This window comes from Cupriavidus sp. 21MJTG02-4 (genome assembly GCF_057798975.1).
The window spans coordinates 87,540-108,498 of sequence record NZ_JBYOJP010000014.1 but is presented as its reverse complement, the minus strand read 5'-3'; the positions used below and the strand labels follow the sequence as shown (position 1 = coordinate 108,498).

Annotated in this window: 19 protein-coding genes; 7 read left to right on the top strand and 12 right to left on the bottom strand. The window is 64.4% G+C overall.

Annotation, left to right across the window (positions count from 1 at the left end; genetic code table 11):
- Positions 1 to 5 precede the first annotated feature (5 nt).
- Both AC3FKH_RS24805 and AC3FKH_RS24800 read right to left on the bottom strand, forming a co-directional pair.
- A complete protein-coding gene (locus tag AC3FKH_RS24805; protein ID WP_488678432.1) occupies positions 6 to 1,058 on the bottom strand; it encodes a phytoene/squalene synthase family protein in 1,053 nt (350 codons plus the stop codon).
- Between the two features lie 71 nt (positions 1,059 to 1,129).
- Positions 1,130 to 2,959, bottom strand: a complete 1,830-nt coding sequence (locus AC3FKH_RS24800) for a DEAD/DEAH box helicase (protein WP_488678431.1) — start codon at positions 2,957 to 2,959, stop codon at positions 1,130 to 1,132.
- Between the two features lie 308 nt (positions 2,960 to 3,267).
- Between AC3FKH_RS24800 and sorA the strand changes: the two genes are divergently transcribed.
- On the top strand, positions 3,268 to 4,524 hold the full coding sequence (gene sorA, locus AC3FKH_RS24795) for a SorA family sulfite dehydrogenase catalytic subunit (protein WP_488678430.1): 1,257 nt from the start codon (positions 3,268 to 3,270) through the stop codon (positions 4,522 to 4,524).
- A gap of 19 nt (positions 4,525 to 4,543) precedes the next feature.
- A complete protein-coding gene (gene sorB / locus AC3FKH_RS24790; protein WP_488678429.1) occupies positions 4,544 to 5,161 on the top strand; it encodes a SorB family sulfite dehydrogenase c-type cytochrome subunit in 618 nt (205 codons plus the stop codon).
- A 73-nt stretch (positions 5,162 to 5,234) separates the two neighbouring features.
- Here the strand turns inward: sorB and AC3FKH_RS24785 are convergent, their stop codons facing one another.
- The 5 genes from AC3FKH_RS24785 to manD all read right to left on the bottom strand — a co-directional run bounded on the left by AC3FKH_RS24785 (position 5,235) and on the right by manD (position 9,025).
- Entirely contained in the window at positions 5,235 to 5,705 is a 471-nt protein-coding gene (locus AC3FKH_RS24785) for a hypothetical protein (protein ID WP_488678428.1), read from the bottom strand.
- Positions 5,706 to 5,710: 5 nt separating this feature from the next.
- Entirely contained in the window at positions 5,711 to 6,019 is a 309-nt protein-coding gene (locus AC3FKH_RS24780) for a DUF4258 domain-containing protein (RefSeq protein WP_488678427.1), read from the bottom strand.
- A 185-nt stretch (positions 6,020 to 6,204) separates the two neighbouring features.
- Positions 6,205 to 6,393, bottom strand: a complete 189-nt coding sequence (locus tag AC3FKH_RS24775; protein ID WP_483709550.1) for a hypothetical protein — start codon at positions 6,391 to 6,393, stop codon at positions 6,205 to 6,207.
- A gap of 370 nt (positions 6,394 to 6,763) precedes the next feature.
- Positions 6,764 to 7,798, bottom strand: coding sequence for a Zn-dependent oxidoreductase (locus AC3FKH_RS24770; RefSeq protein WP_488678426.1), 1,035 nt, complete (start codon positions 7,796 to 7,798; stop codon positions 6,764 to 6,766).
- Positions 7,799 to 7,816: 18 nt separating this feature from the next.
- Positions 7,817 to 9,025: a D-mannonate dehydratase ManD gene (gene manD / locus AC3FKH_RS24765; protein WP_488678425.1), complete on the bottom strand. Its 1,209-nt coding sequence runs from the start codon at positions 9,023 to 9,025 to the stop codon at positions 7,817 to 7,819.
- Positions 9,026 to 9,252: 227 nt separating this feature from the next.
- Here manD and AC3FKH_RS24760 point away from each other — a divergent pair, with 227 nt between their 5' ends.
- The 3 genes from AC3FKH_RS24760 to AC3FKH_RS24750 are packed head-to-tail and all read left to right on the top strand — an operon-like array spanning position 9,253 to position 13,685.
- On the top strand, positions 9,253 to 10,713 hold the full coding sequence (locus tag AC3FKH_RS24760; RefSeq protein WP_488678488.1) for a mannitol dehydrogenase family protein: 1,461 nt from the start codon (positions 9,253 to 9,255) through the stop codon (positions 10,711 to 10,713).
- 45 nt (positions 10,714 to 10,758) lie between these two features.
- Positions 10,759 to 11,778, top strand: coding sequence for a TRAP transporter substrate-binding protein (locus AC3FKH_RS24755; protein WP_488678424.1), 1,020 nt, complete (start codon positions 10,759 to 10,761; stop codon positions 11,776 to 11,778).
- A 38-nt stretch (positions 11,779 to 11,816) separates the two neighbouring features.
- The gene (locus AC3FKH_RS24750) at positions 11,817 to 13,685 is read left to right on the top strand and encodes a TRAP transporter large permease (RefSeq protein WP_488678423.1); all 1,869 of its coding nucleotides are present in this window, start codon (positions 11,817 to 11,819) and stop codon (positions 13,683 to 13,685) included.
- Between the two features lie 14 nt (positions 13,686 to 13,699).
- Here AC3FKH_RS24750 and AC3FKH_RS24745 read toward each other — a convergent pair whose 3' ends face one another.
- A complete protein-coding gene (locus AC3FKH_RS24745) occupies positions 13,700 to 14,179 on the bottom strand; it encodes a M48 metallopeptidase family protein (RefSeq protein ID WP_488678487.1) in 480 nt (159 codons plus the stop codon).
- Between the two features lie 49 nt (positions 14,180 to 14,228).
- Complete coding sequence (locus tag AC3FKH_RS24740; protein WP_483730526.1) at positions 14,229 to 14,450, bottom strand: hypothetical protein; 222 nt, start codon at positions 14,448 to 14,450, stop codon at positions 14,229 to 14,231.
- A gap of 141 nt (positions 14,451 to 14,591) precedes the next feature.
- On the opposite strand from AC3FKH_RS24740, the gene ettA reads away from it, so the two are divergent.
- The gene (ettA, locus tag AC3FKH_RS24735; protein ID WP_483709541.1) at positions 14,592 to 16,259 is read left to right on the top strand and encodes an energy-dependent translational throttle protein EttA; all 1,668 of its coding nucleotides are present in this window, start codon (positions 14,592 to 14,594) and stop codon (positions 16,257 to 16,259) included.
- A gap of 75 nt (positions 16,260 to 16,334) precedes the next feature.
- Here the strand turns inward: ettA and AC3FKH_RS24730 are convergent, their stop codons facing one another.
- The 3 genes from AC3FKH_RS24730 to AC3FKH_RS24720 form a co-directional block, all read right to left on the bottom strand.
- The gene (locus tag AC3FKH_RS24730) at positions 16,335 to 16,748 is read right to left on the bottom strand and encodes a type II toxin-antitoxin system VapC family toxin (RefSeq protein WP_488678422.1); all 414 of its coding nucleotides are present in this window, start codon (positions 16,746 to 16,748) and stop codon (positions 16,335 to 16,337) included.
- The gene (locus tag AC3FKH_RS24725) at positions 16,748 to 16,987 is read right to left on the bottom strand and encodes an antitoxin (RefSeq protein ID WP_488678421.1); all 240 of its coding nucleotides are present in this window, start codon (positions 16,985 to 16,987) and stop codon (positions 16,748 to 16,750) included. Before AC3FKH_RS24725 ends, AC3FKH_RS24730 begins: the two co-directional genes overlap by 1 nt.
- 71 nt (positions 16,988 to 17,058) lie before the next feature.
- Positions 17,059 to 18,195 carry a metallophosphoesterase gene (locus tag AC3FKH_RS24720; protein ID WP_488678420.1) on the bottom strand — a complete coding sequence of 379 codons (1,137 nt, stop codon included), beginning with the start codon at positions 18,193 to 18,195 and terminating at the stop codon, positions 17,059 to 17,061.
- 350 nt (positions 18,196 to 18,545) lie between these two features.
- Here AC3FKH_RS24720 and AC3FKH_RS24715 point away from each other — a divergent pair, with 350 nt between their 5' ends.
- Complete coding sequence (locus tag AC3FKH_RS24715) at positions 18,546 to 20,930, top strand: carbohydrate-binding family V/XII (RefSeq protein ID WP_488678419.1); 2,385 nt, start codon at positions 18,546 to 18,548, stop codon at positions 20,928 to 20,930.
- Positions 20,931 to 20,959 lie beyond the last annotated feature (29 nt).

The window sequence follows — 20,959 nt, the reverse complement described above, 5'->3', positions numbered from 1 at the left end:
CGAACCTATCGCGACAGCACTGCCTCGATGCGTGCGATTTCGCCTTCCATCCAGCGCCGCAGTAAACCATCCGACATGACCAGCGCCGTGCTGCCGCCGAGGATGCGATAGACCTTCTTGCGATCGATCCTCGAGACCTTGCCCGGGTCGAGCCAGTCCTCGTTCTCCACGAGCAGCCGCAACGTATCGAGCCCGATCAAAATCGGCCACAGGCAGGCGAGCCGCAAACGCACGGCGGTACGCGGAATCGCCAGCGTGTACGCCATGGCTTCCCGGACGTGGTCTAGCGCCAGCCGTGCGAGTTCGAACAGAACCGGCCGCATGCGCCGCGAATTTGCCGGCTCCAGCAGATCGCGCGGCGCGCATCCGTGGCGATCGAGGAGCGCCTTGGGCAGATAGCAGCGCCCGATACGCAGGTCGCTGCCACAGTCGCGCAGCACGTTGACCATCTGCAAGGCCTTGCCGAAGCGGATGCCCCGGCGCTGCATGATGGCTGGCTCGTCCCTGAGTACGCCGGGCTGGTGCGCGTAGGTCATCGTCGTCCAGAACTCTCCCACGCAGCCGGCGACGAGGTAGGTGTAGCGGTCCAGGTCGGACGGGTCCTGCAGCGCGCCAAGTTCGCCCGAGCGCTCGTCCGGGAACGTGCGCAAGTCGAACTCCATGCCTTCGGTCAGTGTGGTGACGATGCCGCGAACCGCGGCGCGGTCGGCCTCCTCGAACTGCGCCAGCACGTCGAACGCGGGCTGGATCGATTCCAGCAGCGCCTTTTCTTTTGATTCCGTCTGATGGCCGGCGACTTCGCGCGACAAGCGCTCGGAGAAGGTTGCGGGGTCGCCGCGGCCGTTGACACACTCGCGCAGCGCCAGCAGCAGATCCAGGCGCTCCGCAGGGGGAATCAGCGCGGTGTCCGCAATCGTGTCGGCCGCGCGCGCCAGCAGGTAGGCCAGCCCGACCGGGTCGCGCATGCCCGCCGGCAGGATGCGCAGCGTCAGGTAGAACGAACGGGAAACTCCCTTCAGCAGCGGGCCGAGCAGGTAGGCCCGGGTAGGGTTTGGCATGGGTGCGATGGTGGCGCGAGGGTAGGGCGCATTGTAGCGGGCGGGGGCAGCATTGCCCCCGCTTGGCACCGTCAGGCGAGCCGCGCGATCGCCTCTTTCAGTTTCCCGGCAAATCTCGACGTTTCGCCGCACGTCATCACCAGTTGCCGCGTCGCCCTTGTCATGGCGACGTAGAGAAGGCGCGCCTCTTCTTCCTCCGATTCTTCGTATCTGTGCGGCATGCCCGTTGCAGGGATGCAGACCAGCGGAAACTCCAGCCCCTTGCTGCTATGCATGGTCACAACCTTGACGGTATCCGCGCCGGACATGAAACGCCTGCTCTTCTGCGGCAGTTCAAAGGGGATGCCCCGGCGTTCCATGATGCCGAGCAGCGGCTCAACCATATCGAGATGCCGATAGACCACGGACATGTCTTTCCACGGTGTACCCGTCCGGTTTTCCTCGAGCAAGATTTCCGCGATGCGATGGGCTTCGTCCTTCAGTGTCGGCAGTTCCAGCAACAGTGGCCTGGGCCCCTGGCGCCCGGCCGCGACGGGCTGCACGGTGGGCGCTTCGTCTTCCTGGGCGTCGTTCGGCGCCAGCAATTCATCAGCAAACTTCCGTGCGACGCGCAGGATCTCCCGCGTGTTCCGATAGTTCAGCTTCAGGATGGTGGTCCGGCCGGATGCCTTGATGCCAACGCTCGCGAAGGTGAATTTCCGTTTCTTCGGTCCCCCGTAGATCGACTGGGCGTCGTCATACAGCACCAGCAGCGAATTACTCTCGGGGTTCACCATCTGCACGATGAGCTTGAACCACTCCGGACGGAAATCGTGTCCCTCGTCGATCAGCACGGCATCGTATTGCCCGGAAGGAATCGCCTTCCTGTCGACGCCGTGAACGACGCGATCGACCATCGCATCGTAGAACGCTTCGTTTCTTGGGCCTTGCGGCTCGCCGACATGGAATGCCTTCAACTGGCGCGAGCACCATGAGTGGAAGTTGTGGACGTGGACTTTGTCCTTGATGCCTTTCTCTTCCATGCTCGCAGCCAGCTTGGCCGCCAGGGTGCGATTGAAACAGAGGACGAGAATCGGGCGGCTGACCACTTTTGCGAGGTGCTCCGCTCGATAGCCGAGGATGATCGTCTTGCCGGATCCCGCCACCCCATGGATGACCCGGTGACCGTCGCCGAGACTTCTGGCCAGTTGTTCCTGTTGCAGGTCCATCACGCGCAGTATGTCAGGCATTTCCTGCGCGTCCGCCGTGTCGTCCTGAAACAGGCGGCGCTGCTCCGGCATGCGGATCTGCGGAAAGAGGTGCCAGCGAATCCGGTCGATCTGCGGCAGGGACAGCTTCATGGTGAACTTGACCGGAAACATCTCCCAGAAACGCTTCTGAAAAGCTTCCGCATCGACGCTGTCGTACATCTCGTCCTGGCAGATCACAAGGTGCGGCGGCAGGACTTCGCCGAGGTTGGTCTTGTCGAACTGCGCGCGGCTGATGTTGGCGAGCACCACGCCGTGCCCATAGGGGAAGTAGGGCTTGCCTTTCAGGGACCCCGAGGGCCACACCAGTTGCGGATCGCGTTGCAGCAAATCTGTCACGAAGTACATGAACTGCCGCGCCTGCTCCAGCGGGTTCAACTCATGCACGAGCCCGCGGGCCGTCAATAGCGTGACGTTGCGCTGGTCGATCTCGTGGATCGTGTCCACCCGCCAGTCCTTGACTTCGAGAATCAGCAACCCGCGGCTGGGGTGGAAGACGATGAAGTCCGGATGTCGCGTCTTCTCGCCGATCGCAACGTCGTACCAGCAGAGGTAGTCGTCCTCCAGCTTCGCTTCGAGACGCTCGGCGAAGCGGCGTTCGCCGCCGGTCATGCGCGATGTGACCGAACCCAGCGCGGGAATCAGCGTGGCCATACCTTGTGTCGTTTTTTTGGCTAGTTTGCGGCTGCAAGAACAGCGTACAAGCAGTCGCGGACCCGGTGCGACAACCGTTCTGGCAGGGTATTCCTCCGCGCAATTGTAAGCAAGAAGCCGTAAATGTGGCGATTTCGTTTCCTTCTTGGTAGTCGCGGCCGGATGCGGATGTCTCGCTTCTGGCTCTGCCATCCGTTTCGCCGATAACGCTTACCGAAATATCGAGTTATGCGCCGCCCCGCCTGCTAGCGACAATTCGCCAAAGTCCTCATCGTGGACACTATATTCAGAACAAAAGGGAGAAGACCATGACTGCCCCCGATCATCCCCATCATCGCGGCACGCGCGAGCGGCGTCGTTTCCTGCAGGGAGCCGGCGCCCTGATGGCCCAGGCCGCTCTTGGCGCCACGGCATTTGACGCATTGGCTGCCGGCACGCCGGGCAAGGTCGTCTTGCCCTTCGCCAATGGCGAGCGCGAAATGGCAACCTTCCCGCAAAAGCGCCCGCTGATCCTGCTGACCAGCCGCCCGCCGCAACTGGAGACTCCGTTCAGCGTCTTCAACGAAGGCATCATCACGCCCAATGACGCGTTCTTCGTGCGCTATCACTGGAGCGGTATTCCGACTTCGATCGATCCCCAGGCATATCGCCTGCGCATCGGTGGCCATGTGAAGGCGCCGCTGGAACTGTCGCTGGCGGACCTGAAGTCCTTGGCCGATCCGGTCGAGATCGTCGCCGTGAACCAGTGTTCCGGCAACAGCCGTGGCTTCTCTGAGCCGCGCGTCAACGGCGGCCAACTGGCCAATGGTGCGATGGGCAATGCGCGCTGGACTGGCGTGTCCCTGAAGAAGGTGCTGGAAAAGGCCGGCGTGCAACCGGGTGCAGTGCAGGTGACCTTCAATGGCCTCGACAAGCCGCCACTCGAAAACGGCCCGGACTTCGTCAAGGCATTGAACATCGATCACGCGCTCGATGGCGAGGTGATGCTGGCCTGGGCGATGAACGGTGCCGACTTGCCGATGCTCAACGGCTACCCGCTACGCCTCGTGGTCCCTGGCCACTACGGCACGTACTGGGTCAAGCACCTGTCGGATATCCAGGTCGTGGACAAGGTGTTCGATGGCTTCTGGATGGCGTCGGCCTACCGTATCCCGGCGAACCCCTGCGCCTGCGTGCCACCCGGTACGGCGCCGTCGGCCACCACGCCGATCGGCCGCTTCACCGTGCGTTCGTTCATCACCAGCCTGGAAAACGGTGCAAAGGTGCCGACGGGCCGCGAAACGGTGGTGCGTGGCATTGCCTTCGACGGCGGCTACGGTATCGGCGAAGTCGGCTTCTCGCCCGATGGCGGCAGGACCTGGCAGGCGGCAAAACTCGGACAGGACCTGGGGCGCTACTCGTTCCGCGAATGGACGGCAGTGCTGCGCCCGCCGCGTCGCGGCAACCTTGATCTGCGTGTGCGCGCCGTGAACCGCATCGGCCAGAGCCAGCCGCTGGAGGCGCTCTGGAACCCGCCCGGCTATATGCGCAACGTGGTGGAAACCACACGCGTCACCGCGGTTTGAGGGAGGGGACATCATGAACATGAAAACCCTGATTGCCGCCGCGTTCGCCGCCTTCGCTTTGCCAGCCATGGCGCTGGAGATCACCCTGCCGGCGGAAACTGCCGCCTGGCGTCCGAGCGATCTGCCCGGCTACCGGCTCGTGCAGCAGAACTGCATGACCTGCCATTCGGCGCAGTACGCGGAGACACAGCCGCAGACGTCCCCGCGCGCCTATTGGGACGCGACCGTCAAGAAGATGAAGAAGCCGTACGGCGCACCGGTGCGGGATGAAGACATGCCGGCAATCGTCGACTATCTCGTCAAGACTTATGGTGCTGAGCGCGGCAGTGCGACCCCTGTAGCTGCCGCTGCTGTGCCTGCCGCGCCGGCCGCCGCTGGTGGCGCGCCGCGCACAGCGGATGCGCTGCTCGGCGCCAACCAGTGCAGCGCCTGCCATGCGGTCGACAAGAAGATCGTCGGCCCGGCGTTTCATGACGTGGCAGCCAAGTACGCTGGCAATGCCGACGCTACCGGCAAGCTGATGCAGAGCATCCGCAACGGCGGCAGCGGCAAGTGGGGACAGGTGCCGATGCCGGCGTTCCCGCAGCTGGATGAGGCGGATCTGAAGACGTTGGCGACTTACGTTCTGTCGCGGTAACGAGGCTGCTCGCATAGTGCTGTCCGGCAGTTGCAACTGTCGGACAGCAGATCCATATGGCGTCTGCCGGCCCTTATGCGACGGCACCCTCTTCGGTGTTTTGGGATTCCAGCTTGGATGCCCAGCCAGATTTCGCAGCACGCAGCACAATTCGCTGCTTTTCTGCCCGCTCTACGGCGTTGATCCGCTCAATGACAGAGGCAATCGGGGCATTGCCTTCGGCGCGTGCCAGGTAGAGAAGGCGCACCAGCTTATCCGCCCAACGCGGCACCTTGCCCGTTTTTTCCCAACGGGCAACGGCCTGCTCGTTATTGCCGAGAAGATTGGCAAGTCCGGCTTGCGATTGCATGAGCCCGGCACTGCGCAGATAGCGGAGTTCCACGCCCGTGAGCGGCGTGAGCTTCTTCGCGAGCGCGAGGCAGATGGCCACACACAGGCCATCCAGATCCTTGATGGTTACGCCTTCGCCGTAAGGCGTCTTTTGCATTTCATAGCCATTGACCAGCCACACGTTCTTGAGGCCGCCATCTGTGTAGTGGTACATGCGCTTCATCCTTTGGTGACATCCATCACCGTGATGATGGTCAAATCAGGGGCTGGATGTTCGACCAGCACAACGACGCCCACGTTGATGCCGGAAACATAGCGCTCCATCATGCAGCGCAGCCCAATCGCCCGCATGTCTGGCTCCGGTTCGCGCACGATCACACCTTTGCGCAAAGTTTCCAGCACCATTGGATCGTTGATTCTCCTTCGCAGCATGCGCTCACGGGCGTGGTTCACGAACACAATGTTCGACGTGTCCTGCGCGCATGCACGGATGTGCTTTTCGAGCTGGTGTTTCGAAGGTTGCCCCACCGAGTCACCTATTATTATGATAGGTTGAAGTGTACCGAAGGGTTCAGCCGGCGTCTATCAAAAGGAAGGCTCGCGACTTACCAATCGGCAGCTGAATTTACTGACTGTGGCGCCGCCTGCATCGCCACACGGATAGGACGTCCCGGCGCAGCCCAAGGCTTTGCCACGCCAGGAGCCATCTCCCGTTAGTGCACCTGCAATTCCCCCGCCATGACCAACCCCAGTCGCGCCCGTACCAGCTCAAGCAGGCAGAACGCACTGAAGCATTCCTCCGACCGCTCACACTGCGGCTCCAGCAGGCGAAGCACACCCTCGATTCCTGCGCTGACTTTTTCAAGGCTGGAATCCGCTGCTGCTACATCGATGATCGACATATGACCTCCATCGTTTATGGAAAGCCTGCCGCAAGAAGTTAGGGAGGCGGCGGGCCTGACGACGAGGGTGGAAGACCGGTGCAGTGATCGGTAAGCCTTGCGGCTGCCTCGTGTCCGCCCGCCATAGAAGCGGATGATTCGCGAACTCGAATCGAACGGCCCCTTCAGCGCCGTTCGATCACTGCTCTCGGGCTTCCACACCCGGTCACCGCTGCGCGATGACAGCCTCAAGTATTCCGCGATGCCGATGGCGATTCGATAGGACAGTTCGCATTTCCGTGCGAACCCGCGCATCCTGCATCAGCAGTGCTGGCCATAAAATGGCGTTGCGCCTAGACCAATCACGGAAATTTCCGATTCCCTGTACCGGTTAACTTGCCTCGCCAAAATCGAGCAATACCTTGCAACTCTCGCGCGGGTTGCGTTCGGCCAGGTCGAATGCGCTGGTGACTTCCCGGAAGTCGACCGTATGCGTGACGATATGTCCGGGGTCCACCAATCCGCGCGAGATCCACTCGATCACGGTTGGGAACATTGCGCAGTTGAGGCGCGACGCATACAGGGTCAATTCCTTCCGCGTCAGCTCCTGCTGCGGGATGGCCGACGGTGTCGCGGAAAAGCCCAGAACACCGATCCGGCCCGCTGGCGCTGCAATGCGCACCGCTTCCTCCAGAATCGAAGGGTGGCAAACGGCGTCATAGATCAGTGTCGGCCCGTCTTCCACGCCGCGCAGAGCAAGGGCTTGCTCCAGCGGCGCGTGCAAGGTGTTGATGATCTCGTCCTCTTCGGCCCCGCAGCCGCGCGCCAGCGCAAGGCGCTCATCGACGTGATCGGTAATGAAGGTCCGCACGCCATGCACGCGCTTGAGCACCTGCAGCAGGTTGAGGCCGACCGGCCCCGCGCCATAGATCAGCGCGATGTCTTCACGCAGCACTCCGGTGCGGCAGGTCACGTTGGCCGCGACGGCAAACGGTTCGATTACCGCGGCGCTGGTGGCGGGCAGGCCATCCGGCACCACGTAGGCATTGCGCGCCGGCACGCACGCGTATTCGCTAAAGCCGCCGTCGCGGTGCACGCCGATCACTTGCAGGCGGCTGCAAACATTGTGCCGACCGATCCGGCACGCGTGGCACTGACCACAGCTGATCACCGGATCCACCACCACCCGCTCGCCGATGCGCGCTGCTCTGACGCCATCGCCCACCGCATCGACGTGACCGACGAACTCATGGCCGATGATGCGCGGATAGGCAGCGAAGGGGTTCTTGCCATGGAAGATATGCAAGTCCGAGCCGCAGATGCCGGCGTAGCGCACGCGCACGCGGACTTCACCCGCGGCGGGATCGGGGGTCGGCCGTTCGCACACGGCCATGCTGTTCGGTTTGTCGACGACCACGCTCAACATGCTGGATCCTTGTTCGGCTTACCAGTTCCACATCGCACCGTCGCGCAAGCGCGCTACGGGCAGGTAGGCGCGCTCGTACGGATATTTCGCGGCCAGGGCCTCATCGATTTCGACACCAAGGCCCGGCACTTGATCCATGACGAGGCAGCCCTCTTCAAAGCGGTAGTTGTGCGGAAACACTTCGTTGGTCAGGGCGCTATGAGGCATCAGTTCCTGAATGCCGAAGTTCGGCGCCCATAGCCCGAAGTTGACCGCGGCGGCCATGCATACCGGAGAGAGGTCGGTGGCGCCATGGAAGCCGGTGCGCACCTGGTACATGGCCGCGAAGTCCGCGATGCGCCGCACGTGCGTGATGCCGCCGGCGTGGACGATGGTGGCACGGATGTAGTCGATCAACTGGTTGCTGATCAGATCCTTGCAGTCCCAGATGGAATTGAATATTTCGCCCACGGCCAGCGGCGTGGTGGTGTGCTGGCGGATGAGGCGGAAGGCATCCTGGTTCTCGGCCGGCGTGGCGTCTTCAAGCCAGAACAGGCTGAACGGTTCGAGTTCCTTGCCGAGGCGGGCCGCTTCGATGGGTGTCAGCCGGTGGTGCGCATCGTGCAGCAAGTGGGGCTCGAAGCCCACGGCCTCGCGTACCTTGCGGAACAGCTCCGGCGTGTGGCGCAGGTAGAGCGACGTATCCCACGGTTCTTCCGGGGGCAGGCCTTTTTCCGCCGGTTCGTAGTGCCCTTGTTGCTTGCCCACGCCGTACACCTTCGACAGGCCGGGCACGCCGGATTGCACGCGGATGGCCTTGTAGCCTTCCTCGATATGCTTGTGCACGGCATCGATGGCTTCGCTGTGGTCGCGGCCATTGGCATGGCCGTACACCATCAGGCCATGGCGGCTCTTGCCGCCCAGCAACTGGTACACGGGCATGCCCGCCAGCTTGCCCATGATGTCCCACAGCGCCATGTCGATGGCCGCGATGGCGGTCATCGTGACTGGCCCGCGCCGCCAATAGGCGCCGCGGTAGAGGTACTGCCAGATGTCCTCGATGTTGCGCGGGTCGCGCCCCACCAGGCAGGGAATCACATGCTCGTCGAGGTAAGCCACGACAGCCAGTTCCCTGCCGTTGAGCGTGGCGTCGCCCAGTCCGTACACGCCTTCGTCAGTCGTCACCCTGACCGTCACAAAGTTGCGATCCGGACAGGTGACGATGGTTTGTATGTGTTCGATCTTCAAGGCGCGCGCTCCGGTCGGATCAGTCAGTGAGGTAGCTTTCCGTACAAGGATGCTACGTCGTGGAGCGCCAGGAAAAATGGGGCGACGTCTGCAGAAAATGCGGCATTTTCCGCTTACACCGGCGGAATTGGAGAACATTGGAGCGCCCATCCGCGATGTACGCTCGCAGTCATGTGCAAATTTCAGGCGGCGAATATGCAAAGGCGGACGACCGAGGTACCGAGATGATGGAACTGGGGCAGCACACGCTTTCCAGCATCGACACGGGAAGGACCAGTATCCAACTGCCTGGCTACCATCCCGGCTGCCTGGCCCGCGGCATCATCCACCTGGGCCTGGGCGCGTTTCACCGGGCGCACCAGGCGCTCTATACGGAGGCGGCCATCCGGCAAGGCGATAAGCGATGGGGCATCGTCGGCGTCAGCCTGCGGGACCCGCGCACGGTGCAGGCGCTGGCGAGCCAGGACCACCTCTACTCCGTCACCGAACGCGAGGGCGATGCGGCCACGACGCGCGTCGTAGGCGCCGTGGTGCAGGCCCTGTATGCGCCGCAGGCCTTGCAGCAGGTCATCGCGGCGCTGGCTGACCCGGCCGTCACGGTCGTCACCTGCACCGTGACAGAGAAGGGCTACAGCCAGAACCCGTCCACGTCGGACCTCGATATCGATGATGCGGACATCCGGCACGATCTCTGCCATCCAGCCGCGCCAGCCACCACGCTCGGTGTCCTGGCCGCCGGCCTCCGCCGGCGGCCTGCAGGAGCGCCGCTCAGCATCGTGTGTTGCGACAACATGTCTGACAACGGCGATACGCTGCGCAAACTGCTGACGCAATACGCCGGGCTGATCGATCCGGCGCTGGCGCGGCGCATCCGGGACGAGATCGCGCTGCCCAATTCCGTGGTGGACCGGATCGTGCCAGCCGCCACGCCAGCATCGCTGGACTGGGTTCAGGAACGCCTCGGCGTGCGCGACGAGGCGGCCATTGTTTGCGAGCGGTTTTCGCAGTGGGTCATCGAAGATTGCTTCGCAGGGCCCCGGCCAGCCTGGGAAGCGGGCGGCGCCGTGCTGACGCGCGATGTGCGCCCCTACCAGGCAATGAAGCTGCGCCTGCTTAATGGCACGCATTCGGCTATCGCCTATGCCGGGCAACTGTGTGGCTTCGACAGCGTAGCAGCGGCCATGGCGGACCCCGTGGTGGGTGCCTTTGCCCATGGCGTGATGCAGGACTTGCGCGACACCGTCGATGCCCCGGCCGCCTGCGACGTTGGCCGCTACTGCGGCGAGCTGTTGCGGCGCTTTGCCAATCCCGCTCTCGCGCACCGCACCGCACAGATCGCGAGGGACGGTACGCAGAAGGTACCGGTGCGCTGGCTTCCGGCCTTGCGCGAAAGTGCAAGCGCCGGCATCGAGCGGCCATGCCTCGAACGCGCGCTCGCCGCCTGGCTGCACTACCTGCGCAGCGACGCCTGTGACAGCGGCGAGCCGCTGGCCGTCCGTGACCCCGGCGCGCCCGCGCTCGCGGTCCGCCTGCGCGTAGCGGCCAGCGACCTCGAAGCCGCAAGGCTGGCGCTCGGCCATGCCGCCGTGTTCGGCGACGCACCGTGGCCGCCATCGTTCGCGGCACGGCTCGCCCGTTATCTGGCGGTGCTGCGGGAACGCGGCGCGGCCGTGCTGCTGTCGTCCTGAGCCAGCCGCCATCCAAGCTCAACGCAAGAGGAGACATCCCAAGTCATGGCTACTGCATTAACCAGGCGCCGGTTCGGCGCGCTCGCCGCCGGCGGCCTCACCCTGACGCTGCCCACCTGCCGGGCGTTTGCCCAGGCCGGCACCATCAGGCTGAAGTACGGCACGGCTTTTCCGGCGGATCATCCGGGCACGCTGCGCATCCAGGAGGCCGCGCAAGCCATCCGCAAGGACACCGGCGACAAGGTGGACCTGCAGGTTTATCCGACCAGCCAACTCGGCAGCGAGCCCGACATGATTTCGCAAGTCCGTGCCGGCGCCATCGATTTCATGTCCACGGCCGGCACCAACCTGCAGACGCTGGTGCCGACCGCCGGCATCAACGGCGTGGCCTTTGCCTTCAAGGACTACGCCACGGTGTGGGCGGCCATGGACGGCGAGTTGGGCGCCTACGTGCGGGCCGCGCTTGGCAAGGCCAACCTGCATGGGTTCGAGCGGTGCCTGGACAACGGCTACCGCAACATCACCACGGCGAGCCGGGCGGTCAACACGCCTGACGACCTCAAGGGGCTCAAGCTCCGCGTGCCCGGCATTCCGCTCTGGATTTCGATGTTCAAGGCACTGGGCGCGTCGCCAACGGCCGTCCCGTTCGGCGAACTCTATTCAGCGCTGCAGACCCGCGTGGTCGATGGCCAGGAGAACCCGCTGGCCCTGATCCGCAGCGCCAAGCTCTATGAAGTTCAGAAGTTCTGCTCGCTGACCGGCCACACGTGGGACGGCCACTTCATCTTCGGCAACGCCAAAAAATTCCAGGCGCTGCCGCGTGAAGTGCAGGCTTCGATCACCGCCAACTTCACCGCTGCGGCGCTGAAGCAGCGCGAGGACATCGCGCGCCTGAATGTCGATGCGCAGGCCGAACTGACACGGCTGGGCATCACGTTCAACCGGCCCGATCCGGCGCCTTTCCGCAAGCTGCTGCAAAGCGCGGGCTTCTACAAGGAGTGGAGGAGAAAGTATGGCGACGAAGCCTGGGCGAAGCTGGAGAAATACTCCGGCCCGCTCGCATGAGCGGGCGCAATCGACAAAACAACAACGAGGAGACTGTGATGGAGCGCGCCGCCGATACTTTTGTCCACCCGTCACATGGGCCGTCGGCGGCCATGGTGCTTTGGGGCCGGGTCATGGCCTGCCTGGTGGAAGTGCCCGCCGCGTTGATCGTGCTTGCCGAAATCCTGATCCTTGGTGGCGGCGCCTTTGCGCGGTACGTGCTGCATGATCCCATCCCATGGACGGATGAACTGGCCAGCATCCTCTTTCTCTGGCTGGCGATGCTTGGCGCCATCATTGCGCTGCATCGCGGCGCGCACATGCAGCTGACCACGTTCATCAAAAACGTGTCGCCGGCCAGGCGCGTTTGGCTCGATTCCTTCGGCATGTGGCTGGTGGTGGCGTTCCTGCTGCTGCTGGTCTGGCCCGCCTGGGAACACCTGACCGAACACCTGGAAGTCACGACACCGACGCTGGAGGTCAGCGAAGGCTATCGCGCCGCAGCCGTATTCGTCGGCACGGTGCTGATGCTCATGACCGCCGCCATGCGCTTGCTGGACCGCGCAAGCTGGAAGCCGGTCATCCTGAGCGGCCTGCTGGTCGCCGCCGGTTGCGGCGCGCTCTGGCTGTTGTCGCCCACGCTGATGGAACTGGGCAATGCCAACCTGGTGATTTTTTTCCTGCTGATGCTCGTGACCTGCGTGGTCATCGGCGTCCCCATCGCCTTTGCTTTCGGCCTTGCGACACTGTCCTATCTGGCGCTGTCCACGGCGACGCCGTTGTCCATCATCCCGAACCGCATGCAGGAAGGCATGTCCCACCTGATCCTGCTGGCGGTGCCGCTGTTCGTCTTCCTGGGGGGACTGATCGAGATGACCGGGCTGGCGCGGGCGATGATCAACTTTCTGGTCAGCCTGATCGGTCATCTGCGTGGCGGCCTGCAATATGTGTTGCTGGGCGCGATGTACATCGTCTCGGGCATCTCGGGCGCCAAGGCCGCCGACATGGCCGCGGTGGCGCCGGCGCTGTTTCCGGAGATGAAGAAGCGCGGTGCCAGGGATGGTGACCTGATTGGGCTGCTGTCGGCGTCGGGGGCCATGTCGGAAACCATTCCGCCTAGCATCGTGCTGATTACGGTCGGGTCGGTTACCGGTGTGTCGATCACCGCGCTGTTCGTCGGTGGCCTGATGCCCGCAGTCGTCGGCCTGGTAATGATGTCCCTCGTGGTCTGGTTCCAGACGCGCAAGGAAGACATGAGCGGCGCCGCGCGGCCCTCGCGCAAGGCAATCCTCAGGTCGCTGCTGATTGCGTTGCCTGCGTTGGCCCTGCCGGTGATCATCCGCACCGCGGTGGTGGAGGGCGTGGCCACTGCTACCGAGGTATCGACCATCGGCATCTTCTACACGGTGCTGGCAGGCGTCCTGATCTACCGCCAGTTCGACTGGCGGCGTATCTATCCGATGCTGCTGGACACGGCGGCGCTGTCGGGCGCGATCCTGCTGATCGTTGGCTGCGCCACCACGATGGCGTGGGCGCTGACACAGTCAGGCTTTGCGCAGGACCTGGTGAAGATCATGTCGGCCGTGCCCGGCGGCAAGATTGGCTTCCTGCTCGTCTCGGCGCTGGCCTTCGTCGTCCTGGGCAGCCTGCTGGAGGGCATTCCCGCCATCGTGCTGTTTGGCCCGCTGCTGTTCCCGATCGCGAAGCTGATCGGGGTGCACGAGGTGCATTACGCCATGGTGGTGATCTTCGCGATGGGCTTGGGCCTGTTTGCGCCGCCCTTCGGCGTGGGCTTCTATGCGGCCTGCGCCATTGGGCGCGTCTCGCCCGATGTGGCGATGCCGCGGGTCTGGCCCCACATTGCCGCGTTGTTCATTGCCCTGTTGCTGCTGACGCTGGTGCCGTGGTTCTCAATCGGCTTTTTGTAAGCCCGCCACGTGGGCTAGAGTTCGCGCCACGCCAGCCATAGCCGCGTGTCGAACTCAAGCTGGTGGTAGTGCGGCTCCATGTGCTCGCACAGGCGATAGAACGCCTTGTTGTGGTCGCTCTCCTTGAGGTGGGAGAGTTCGTGCACGACGATCATCCGCAGGAATTCGGGCGGCGCTTCCTTGAACAGCGAGGCCACGCGGATTTCCTTCTTGGCCTTGAGTTTGCCGCCCTGCACGCGGGAAATCGCGGTATGCAGGCCGAGCGCCTTGTGGGCCGTGTCGAGGCGGGCGTCGTAGCCGACCTTGTGCAGCGGCGGGGCGCTGCCCAGGAATTCCTGCTTCAGTTCGGACACGTAGTCGTACAGCGCACGGTCGGACTGCACGCCGTGCTGGCCCGGGTAGCGGCGCGAGATGTGCTCGCCGAGCTTGCCGGCCGCGGCCAACTGGCGCACCTGGTCGAGTACGCCGGGCGGGTAGCCGCCCAGAAAGCGCATCGGGTCCTTTGCGGACGGCTGCCAGGTGTTTGCGTTCACGGCGCGCGGATCAGTGGTGGTGATGGTGGTGCATCCAGCTGTTGTCCATCGAATTGACGAAGGACTCCACGGCGTCCTTGTCGCCAGTGGCATGGCGCATGAGCTCGCCGCACTTGCAGAAGCCCTGGTAAGGCGTGATATGCGAGCAGGCCGAGGTCTTCTGCAGGTACAGCGTGACGGGCTTCGTGCACTTCTTGCACTTGAACTTCAGGGTCAGGGCGGGTTTGCTCATGGGCGAATGAAATCAATGGGTTAGCGCTACGGCGAACCCTGGATTGTACCGGGCGCGCCGGCATTTCGCCGACCGGCGGGCACGTGCTTTGTTAAACTCCGCCCATTCCCAAATTCCCCGCACAGCACGGACACCGACTCCATGGCTCAGTACGTTTTCACCATGAACCGCGTGGGCAAGATCGTTCCGCCCAAGCGTCACATCCTGAAGGACATCTCGCTGTCCTTTTTCCCCGGCGCCAAGATCGGCGTGCTGGGCCTGAACGGCTCAGGCAAGTCCACGGTGCTGAAGATCATGGCTGGCCTGGACAAGGAGATCGAAGGCGAAGCCACGCCGATGCCGAACCTGAACATCGGCTACCTGCCGCAGGAACCGCAGCTGGATCCCGAGCAGACCGTGCGGGAATCGGTGGAAGAAGCGCTCGGTGGCGTATTCGAGGCGCGCAAGAAGCTCGACGAGATCTACGCCGCCTATGCCGAGCCGGATGCGGACTTTGACGCACTCGCCGCCGACCAGGCCAAGTACGAGGCCATCCTTGCCGCCAGCGATGGCAACAACGCCGAGCTGCAGCTCGAAATCGCCGCCGATGCGCTGCGCCTGCCGCCGTGGGACGCCAAGGTCGGCCACCTGTCCGGTGGCGAGAAGCGCCGCGTGGCGTTGTGCCGCCTGCTGCTGTCGCGCCCCGACATGCTGCTGCTCGACGAACCGACCAACCACCTGGACGCCGAGTCGGTGGACTGGCTGGAGCAGTTCCTGACGCGCTTCCCGGGCACCGTGGTGGCCGTGACCCACGACCGCTACTTCCTGGATAACGCCGCCGAATGGATCCTGGAGCTGGATCGCGGCCAGGGCATTCCCTGGAAGGGCAACTACAGCTCGTGGCTGGACCAGAAGGAAAACCGCCTCAAGCAGGAAGAAGCCAGCGAATCGGCCCGCCAGAAGGCGCTGCACAAGGAACTGGAGTGGGTACGCCAGAACCCGAAGGGCCGCCAGGCCAAGTCCAAGGCGCGTCTGGCCCGTTTCGACGAGCTGAACAGCCAGGAATACCAGAAGCGCAACGAAACCCAGGAAATCTTCATCCCCGTGGGTGAGCGCCTGGGCAACGAGGTGATCGAGTTCGACAACGTCAGCAAGGGGTTTGGCGACCGCATGCTGATCGAAAACCTGAGCTTCAAGGTGCCGCCCGGCGCCATTGTCGGCATCATCGGCCCGAACGGCGCCGGCAAGTCGACCTTCTTCAAGATGCTCACGGGCCAGGAACAGCCGGACAGCGGCGAGATCAAGATCGGGCCGACCGTGAAGATGGCCTTCGTCGACCAGAGCCGCGACGCGCTGGATGGCAGCAAGACCGTGTTCGAGGAGATTTCTGGCGGCGCCGACATCCTGACCGTGGGCCGGTACGAAACCCCGTCACGCGCCTACATCGGCCGCTTCAACTTCAAGGGCGGCGACCAGCAGAAGCAGGTCGGCACGCTGTCGGGCGGTGAACGCGGCCGCCTGCACATGGCCAAGACGCTGATCGCTGGCGGCAACGTCCTGCTGCTGGACGAACCGTCGAACGACCTCGACGTGGAAACGCTGCGTGCGCTGGAAGATGCGCTGCTGGAGTTCGCCGGCTCCGTGATGGTGATCTCGCACGATCGCTGGTTCCTGGACCGGATCGCCACGCACATCCTGGCCTTCGAAGGCGATTCGCACGTGGAATTCTTCCCGGGCAACTACCAGGAATACGAGGCGGACAAGAAGCGCCGCCTGGGTGAAGAAGGCGCCAAGCCGAAGCGGATCCGCTACAAGCCGATTTCGCGCTGATTGGTGAGGCCGTAAAGCAAACGCCCCTTCAAAAATTGAAGGGGCGTTTGCTTTTCTGTTCGCGACGACCTGGGTTCAGCGCGGATTGCGTTCCAGCCAGTTCTCTACCGTAAGCCCGTGGACGCGGGAGAACTCGGCTACGTTATCGGTTACAAGGACGGCGTCCATAACGAGGGCGTGCGCGGCGATCAGCATGTCATTGGCGTCAATCAGCTGCCCGCGGCGCTCGAGATCCGCGCGCAGCTTTCCATAGCAATGGTCAGCGTCGGCGCCGAGCGTTTTGACCGACAAGCCAGACAGTGCCCGTTCGATGCGTTCCGTCAATTCCCTTGAGCCCTTTTTCTCGGCACCGAAGCGCAGTTCCGCTGCAACGATAATCGACGTACAGAGATCTTCCGGCGCTGCCTGGCCGATCCGCGTTGCGCAAGCCCCTTGCGTATTTCGAATAGCGTCGGAAATGATGTTGGTGTCGAGCAGGTAGAGTGGCATCAGAGATCGACGGGCTCAGCGGGAAGGTTGTCAATGGAAGGGAAATCCTCTTCCAGGGGCGCCCATTGTGACAGCAGATCTTTTAGTGACGTGGCCTTTACCGGCTCGATGATCAGGCAATCGCCTTCTTTGCGAATAATCGCCTCATCGCCAGGCAACTCCAGCTCCCGCGGAATGCGAATGGCCTGATTGCGGCCGTTACGAAATATCCGGACATGCCGGACTTCAACTGCAGTCATGATGCTCTCCTTGGCATATGTTTCAGCATCTGCTGAGATGCTTGCGTCCGCAAGAGAGGTGTTGCGGCCGTTCAGCCTTCCGCCCGCACCAGCCTCACCCGCGTAATCTCCGACGGCGCCCCAAACCGCTTGGGCGGCCCCCAATATCCCGTCCCCCGGCTGACATAGACCCACATCGACCCATGCCGCGCCAAGCCCGCCGTGTACGGCTGCTGCATCGGCACGAACAGGTTCCACGGCCAGAACTGGCCGCCATGGGTGTGGCCTGACAACTGGAGGTCGAAGCCGGCCTCGACCGCGGCAGGCGCCGAGCGCGGCTGGTGGGCCAGCAGCACGCGTGCGCCGGCGTGCGGTGCGCCTTGCAGCGCGCGCGTCGGGTCGCTGCGGTGGTGCTCATGGAAGCGGCCGGCCGAGTAGTCGGTTACGCCGGCCAGTACCAGGACGTCGCCGCCATGATCGAGTGCCACGTGCTCGTTCATCAGCACGCGCAGGCCAAGCCGCCTTAGTTCGGCGATCCACGGTTCGGCGCCGGAGTAATACTCATGGTTGCCAGTGACGAAGTACACGCCGTGGCGGGCCTGCAGCCGCGCCAGCGGCGCGGTGTGGGCGGACAGCTCGCGCACGGTGCCGTCGACCAGGTCGCCGGTGATGGCGACCGCATCGGCCTGCAGGCTGTTGACGCGGTCGACGATGCGGTCCAGGTAAGGCCGCTTGATCGTCGGGCCGACGTGGATGTCGCTGATCTGGGCGATCGTGAAGCCATGCAGCGCCTCGGGCAGGCCGCTGACCGGCACGTCGACTTCGACCACCCGGGCGAGCCGCCGAGCATTCACGTAGCCGGCCAGCGTCACCAGCAGCGCCAGCGCCGGCACTGCGGCGGCGCTATAGGCGTACAGCCAGGCGGGCTGCCAGCCCGCCAGCCAGGCCACGACCAGCACGATGTCGCGCGCAACCGTCAGCACCAGCAGCGTGGAGAAGAAGCCCATCGCCAGCATGCCGATCCAGGACACCGCGTCCGACCATGGCTGGCTCACGCGGCGCGCCAGCAGGCCAGCCGGCAGCAGCGCGCATGACAGCGCCAGCCAGGCGCCGCCCAGCACCTTGACCAGCAGGGGCACCGGCAGGTCAGGCAGCAGGCGCAAGCCGATATAGGCGTGCAGCAGTGCCGTGATGGTACCGGCGGTCAGGATGGTGATCCTTGGGGTCATGGGGGCGGATTTGGGCGAGGGTCCGGAAAAGGTGGGGCCAGCGCGGCGCAGGTTCAAGGGCGTACACGCTGCCGGCGTGGCTGCAATGTGTCATTGACGGTGGTGGCAGGGATTTACCGGCGGTCTCCCGGGATCCAACCGAAAGCGGCATGTGACGCAGCCGACGCGCTTCGCGCGCCGCGGTCAGTGATCTGAGCCCTTTGCGGTCTCGTGCTGAATGTTTTTGAAACGGATTGTCCGCCCTTGCAGGCTCATCTAGATTCGCACACAGACGCGTCTGTTGTGCCGCATCGTGCCCAGCGTTCGTCTGTTATGCCTGCACGGCGGTCATCCCAAGCCGGAGATATGCCATGTCGTTTCGCCTGAAGCACGCCAGCGCGCTGGCGGTTGCCGTCTGCATCGCGCTGTCGCCGGTCGCGCCACAGGCGGCGACGCCGCCCAAGACGGTTGCCCCGCTTACCTGGCCACGGAATTTCGACGCGGCTAGCGAGCATGTCGAGCTGTACCAGCCGGAGATCGAGAAGTGGGAAGGCAACCGCATGTCAGGCCGTGCCGCGGTGGCAGTCGGCGCGAAGGACGGGGCGCCGACTTATGGCGTGGTCCATTTCTCGGCCATCGCCGATATCGACAAGCCGTCCGCGCTGGTTCAGCTGACCCAGATCACCATTGAAAGCGTCGAGGTGCCAACGCGCCCCGACGCCGCCGACCAGGTGCGCAATGCGCTGCTGGCCCGGCTTCCGCCCGCCGGCCTGACCGTGCCGCTCGACGAACTCCAGGCCAGCTATGCCGTCTCGCGCCAGCTGGCCACCGCCGCACGGGTGACGGTGAAGAACGACGCACCGCAAATCATCTTTGCCACCACGCCGACCCTGCTGGTGCTGGTGGACGGCGACCCCGCCTGGCGCGCCGTGCCGGGGACCGGCTATGAACGCGCGCTGAACAGCCGGGCCATGCTGCTGCGCGAGGCCGGCGGCGAGTTGTACCTTCAGGCGGCAGGGTATTGGTATCGGTCCGAGTCCGCAGGCGGCTCCTGGGAAGTGATGGCGACCGTGCCAAAGAGCCTGCAGTCCGCCGCCACCAAGGCCGCCGCATCCTTGAAGCCCGACGCGATGCTGCCGGCGGACGGCAAGCGCCCCGCGCGCGGGCCCGACATCGTGCTGGCGACGCGGCCGACCGAGCTCGTGGTCACCAGCGGCGCGCCGCAGATGAAGCCGGTGGGCGGCGGCGGGCTGCTGGCCATGTCCAATGCGGACCACGCAGTGTTCGTCGATCCGGCCTCCAACAACTACTACGTACTGGTGTCGGGCCGCTGGTTCCGCGCATCGATGCTGCCAGGCCCCTGGGAGTACGTGCCCGGCGCCGAGCTTCCGGCCGATTTCGCGAAGATCTCACCGAACGATCCCAAGGCCAACGTGCTGGTGTCGGTGCCGGGCACGCCGCAGGCCAAGGAGGCCGCGATCGCCGCCACCATTCCGCAGACGGCCACCGTGTCGCGAGCGAAGGCGGAACTGACCGTTGCCTATGATGGCGCGCCGCGCTTCGTGCCGATCACGGGCACCTCGCTCAGCTACGCGGTCAACACCGGCACGCCGGTGATCGAGGTGGACAACAGCCATTACTACGCCGTGGCCAATGGCGTCTGGTTCACGGCGCCTTCGCCGGCGGGCACCTGGCGCGTGGCGACCGAGGTGCCATCGGCCATCTACACCATTCCGCCGAGCTCCCCGGTCTACTACGTGACCTACGTGCGCATCTATTCGGTCACGCCGGAGACCGTCGTGGTCGGCTACACCCCGGGCTACATGGGCGTGGTGGTCAGTGCCGATGGCACCGTGGTGTACGGCACCGGCTACGTCTATCCGGCGTACGTGGGCGCGGTCTATTACGGATATCCGGTTACCTACGGCTATGGCGCGGGCTTCGGCATCGGCCTGGCCGAGGGGTTTGCGTTCGGCTTTGCCGCCGGCGCCTTCTGGGGCGCGGCGTCGCCGTACTGGGGACCGTACTGGTGGGGCGGCGGCCCCTACAACTGGAATTACGTGAATGTGAACCAGGCCAATTTCTACGGCCGCTGGGGACAGGGCACCGTCACGCACGCCCAGGGCTGGAATGCCTGGACAGGCACCGAGTGGCGCGGCACGGCGGCCTCGGGATTCAACCCCGCCACCGGCGCGCATTTTCAGGGCAGCCGTGGCGCTGCGTTCAATCCGTATTCCGGCAATTTCGCGGCGGGACGGCAGGGGTCGTTCGCCAATCCGTCCACCGGCCGTGAAGGCGCGGGGCGTGGTGGTGTCGTCGGCAACGAATACACCGGCAATTACGCCGCCGGTCGCCAGGCCGCGGGCTACAACGCCCAGACTGGGCGCGTGGGCGCGGCCGAGGTCGGCATCGCCGGCAATGCCCAGACCGGCCAGCACGCGGCCGGCAGCCGTGGCTTCGTTGCCAACCCGGACAAGGGCAATGCCGTGGTCTGGAACAACGGCAATGTCTATGCCGGGCACGACGGGTCTGTGTACCAGCACACTGACAACGGCTGGCAAAAGCACACGCCGGGCGGCTGGGAACCGGTGCAACCGAACAACGAAGTCACCGGACGGCTGGATCAGCAACGCCAGGCGCGAGAGGTCGGCCAGCAGCGCTTCCAGGGCGCGGCGCAGCGATGGCAGGGCGGCGGCCGTTTCGGCGGCGGCGGCTTCCGTGGCGGCGGCGGATTCCACGGCGGCTTCCGGCGCTGAGGCGCCGGCGGCAGAGCGAAGCGGCACCC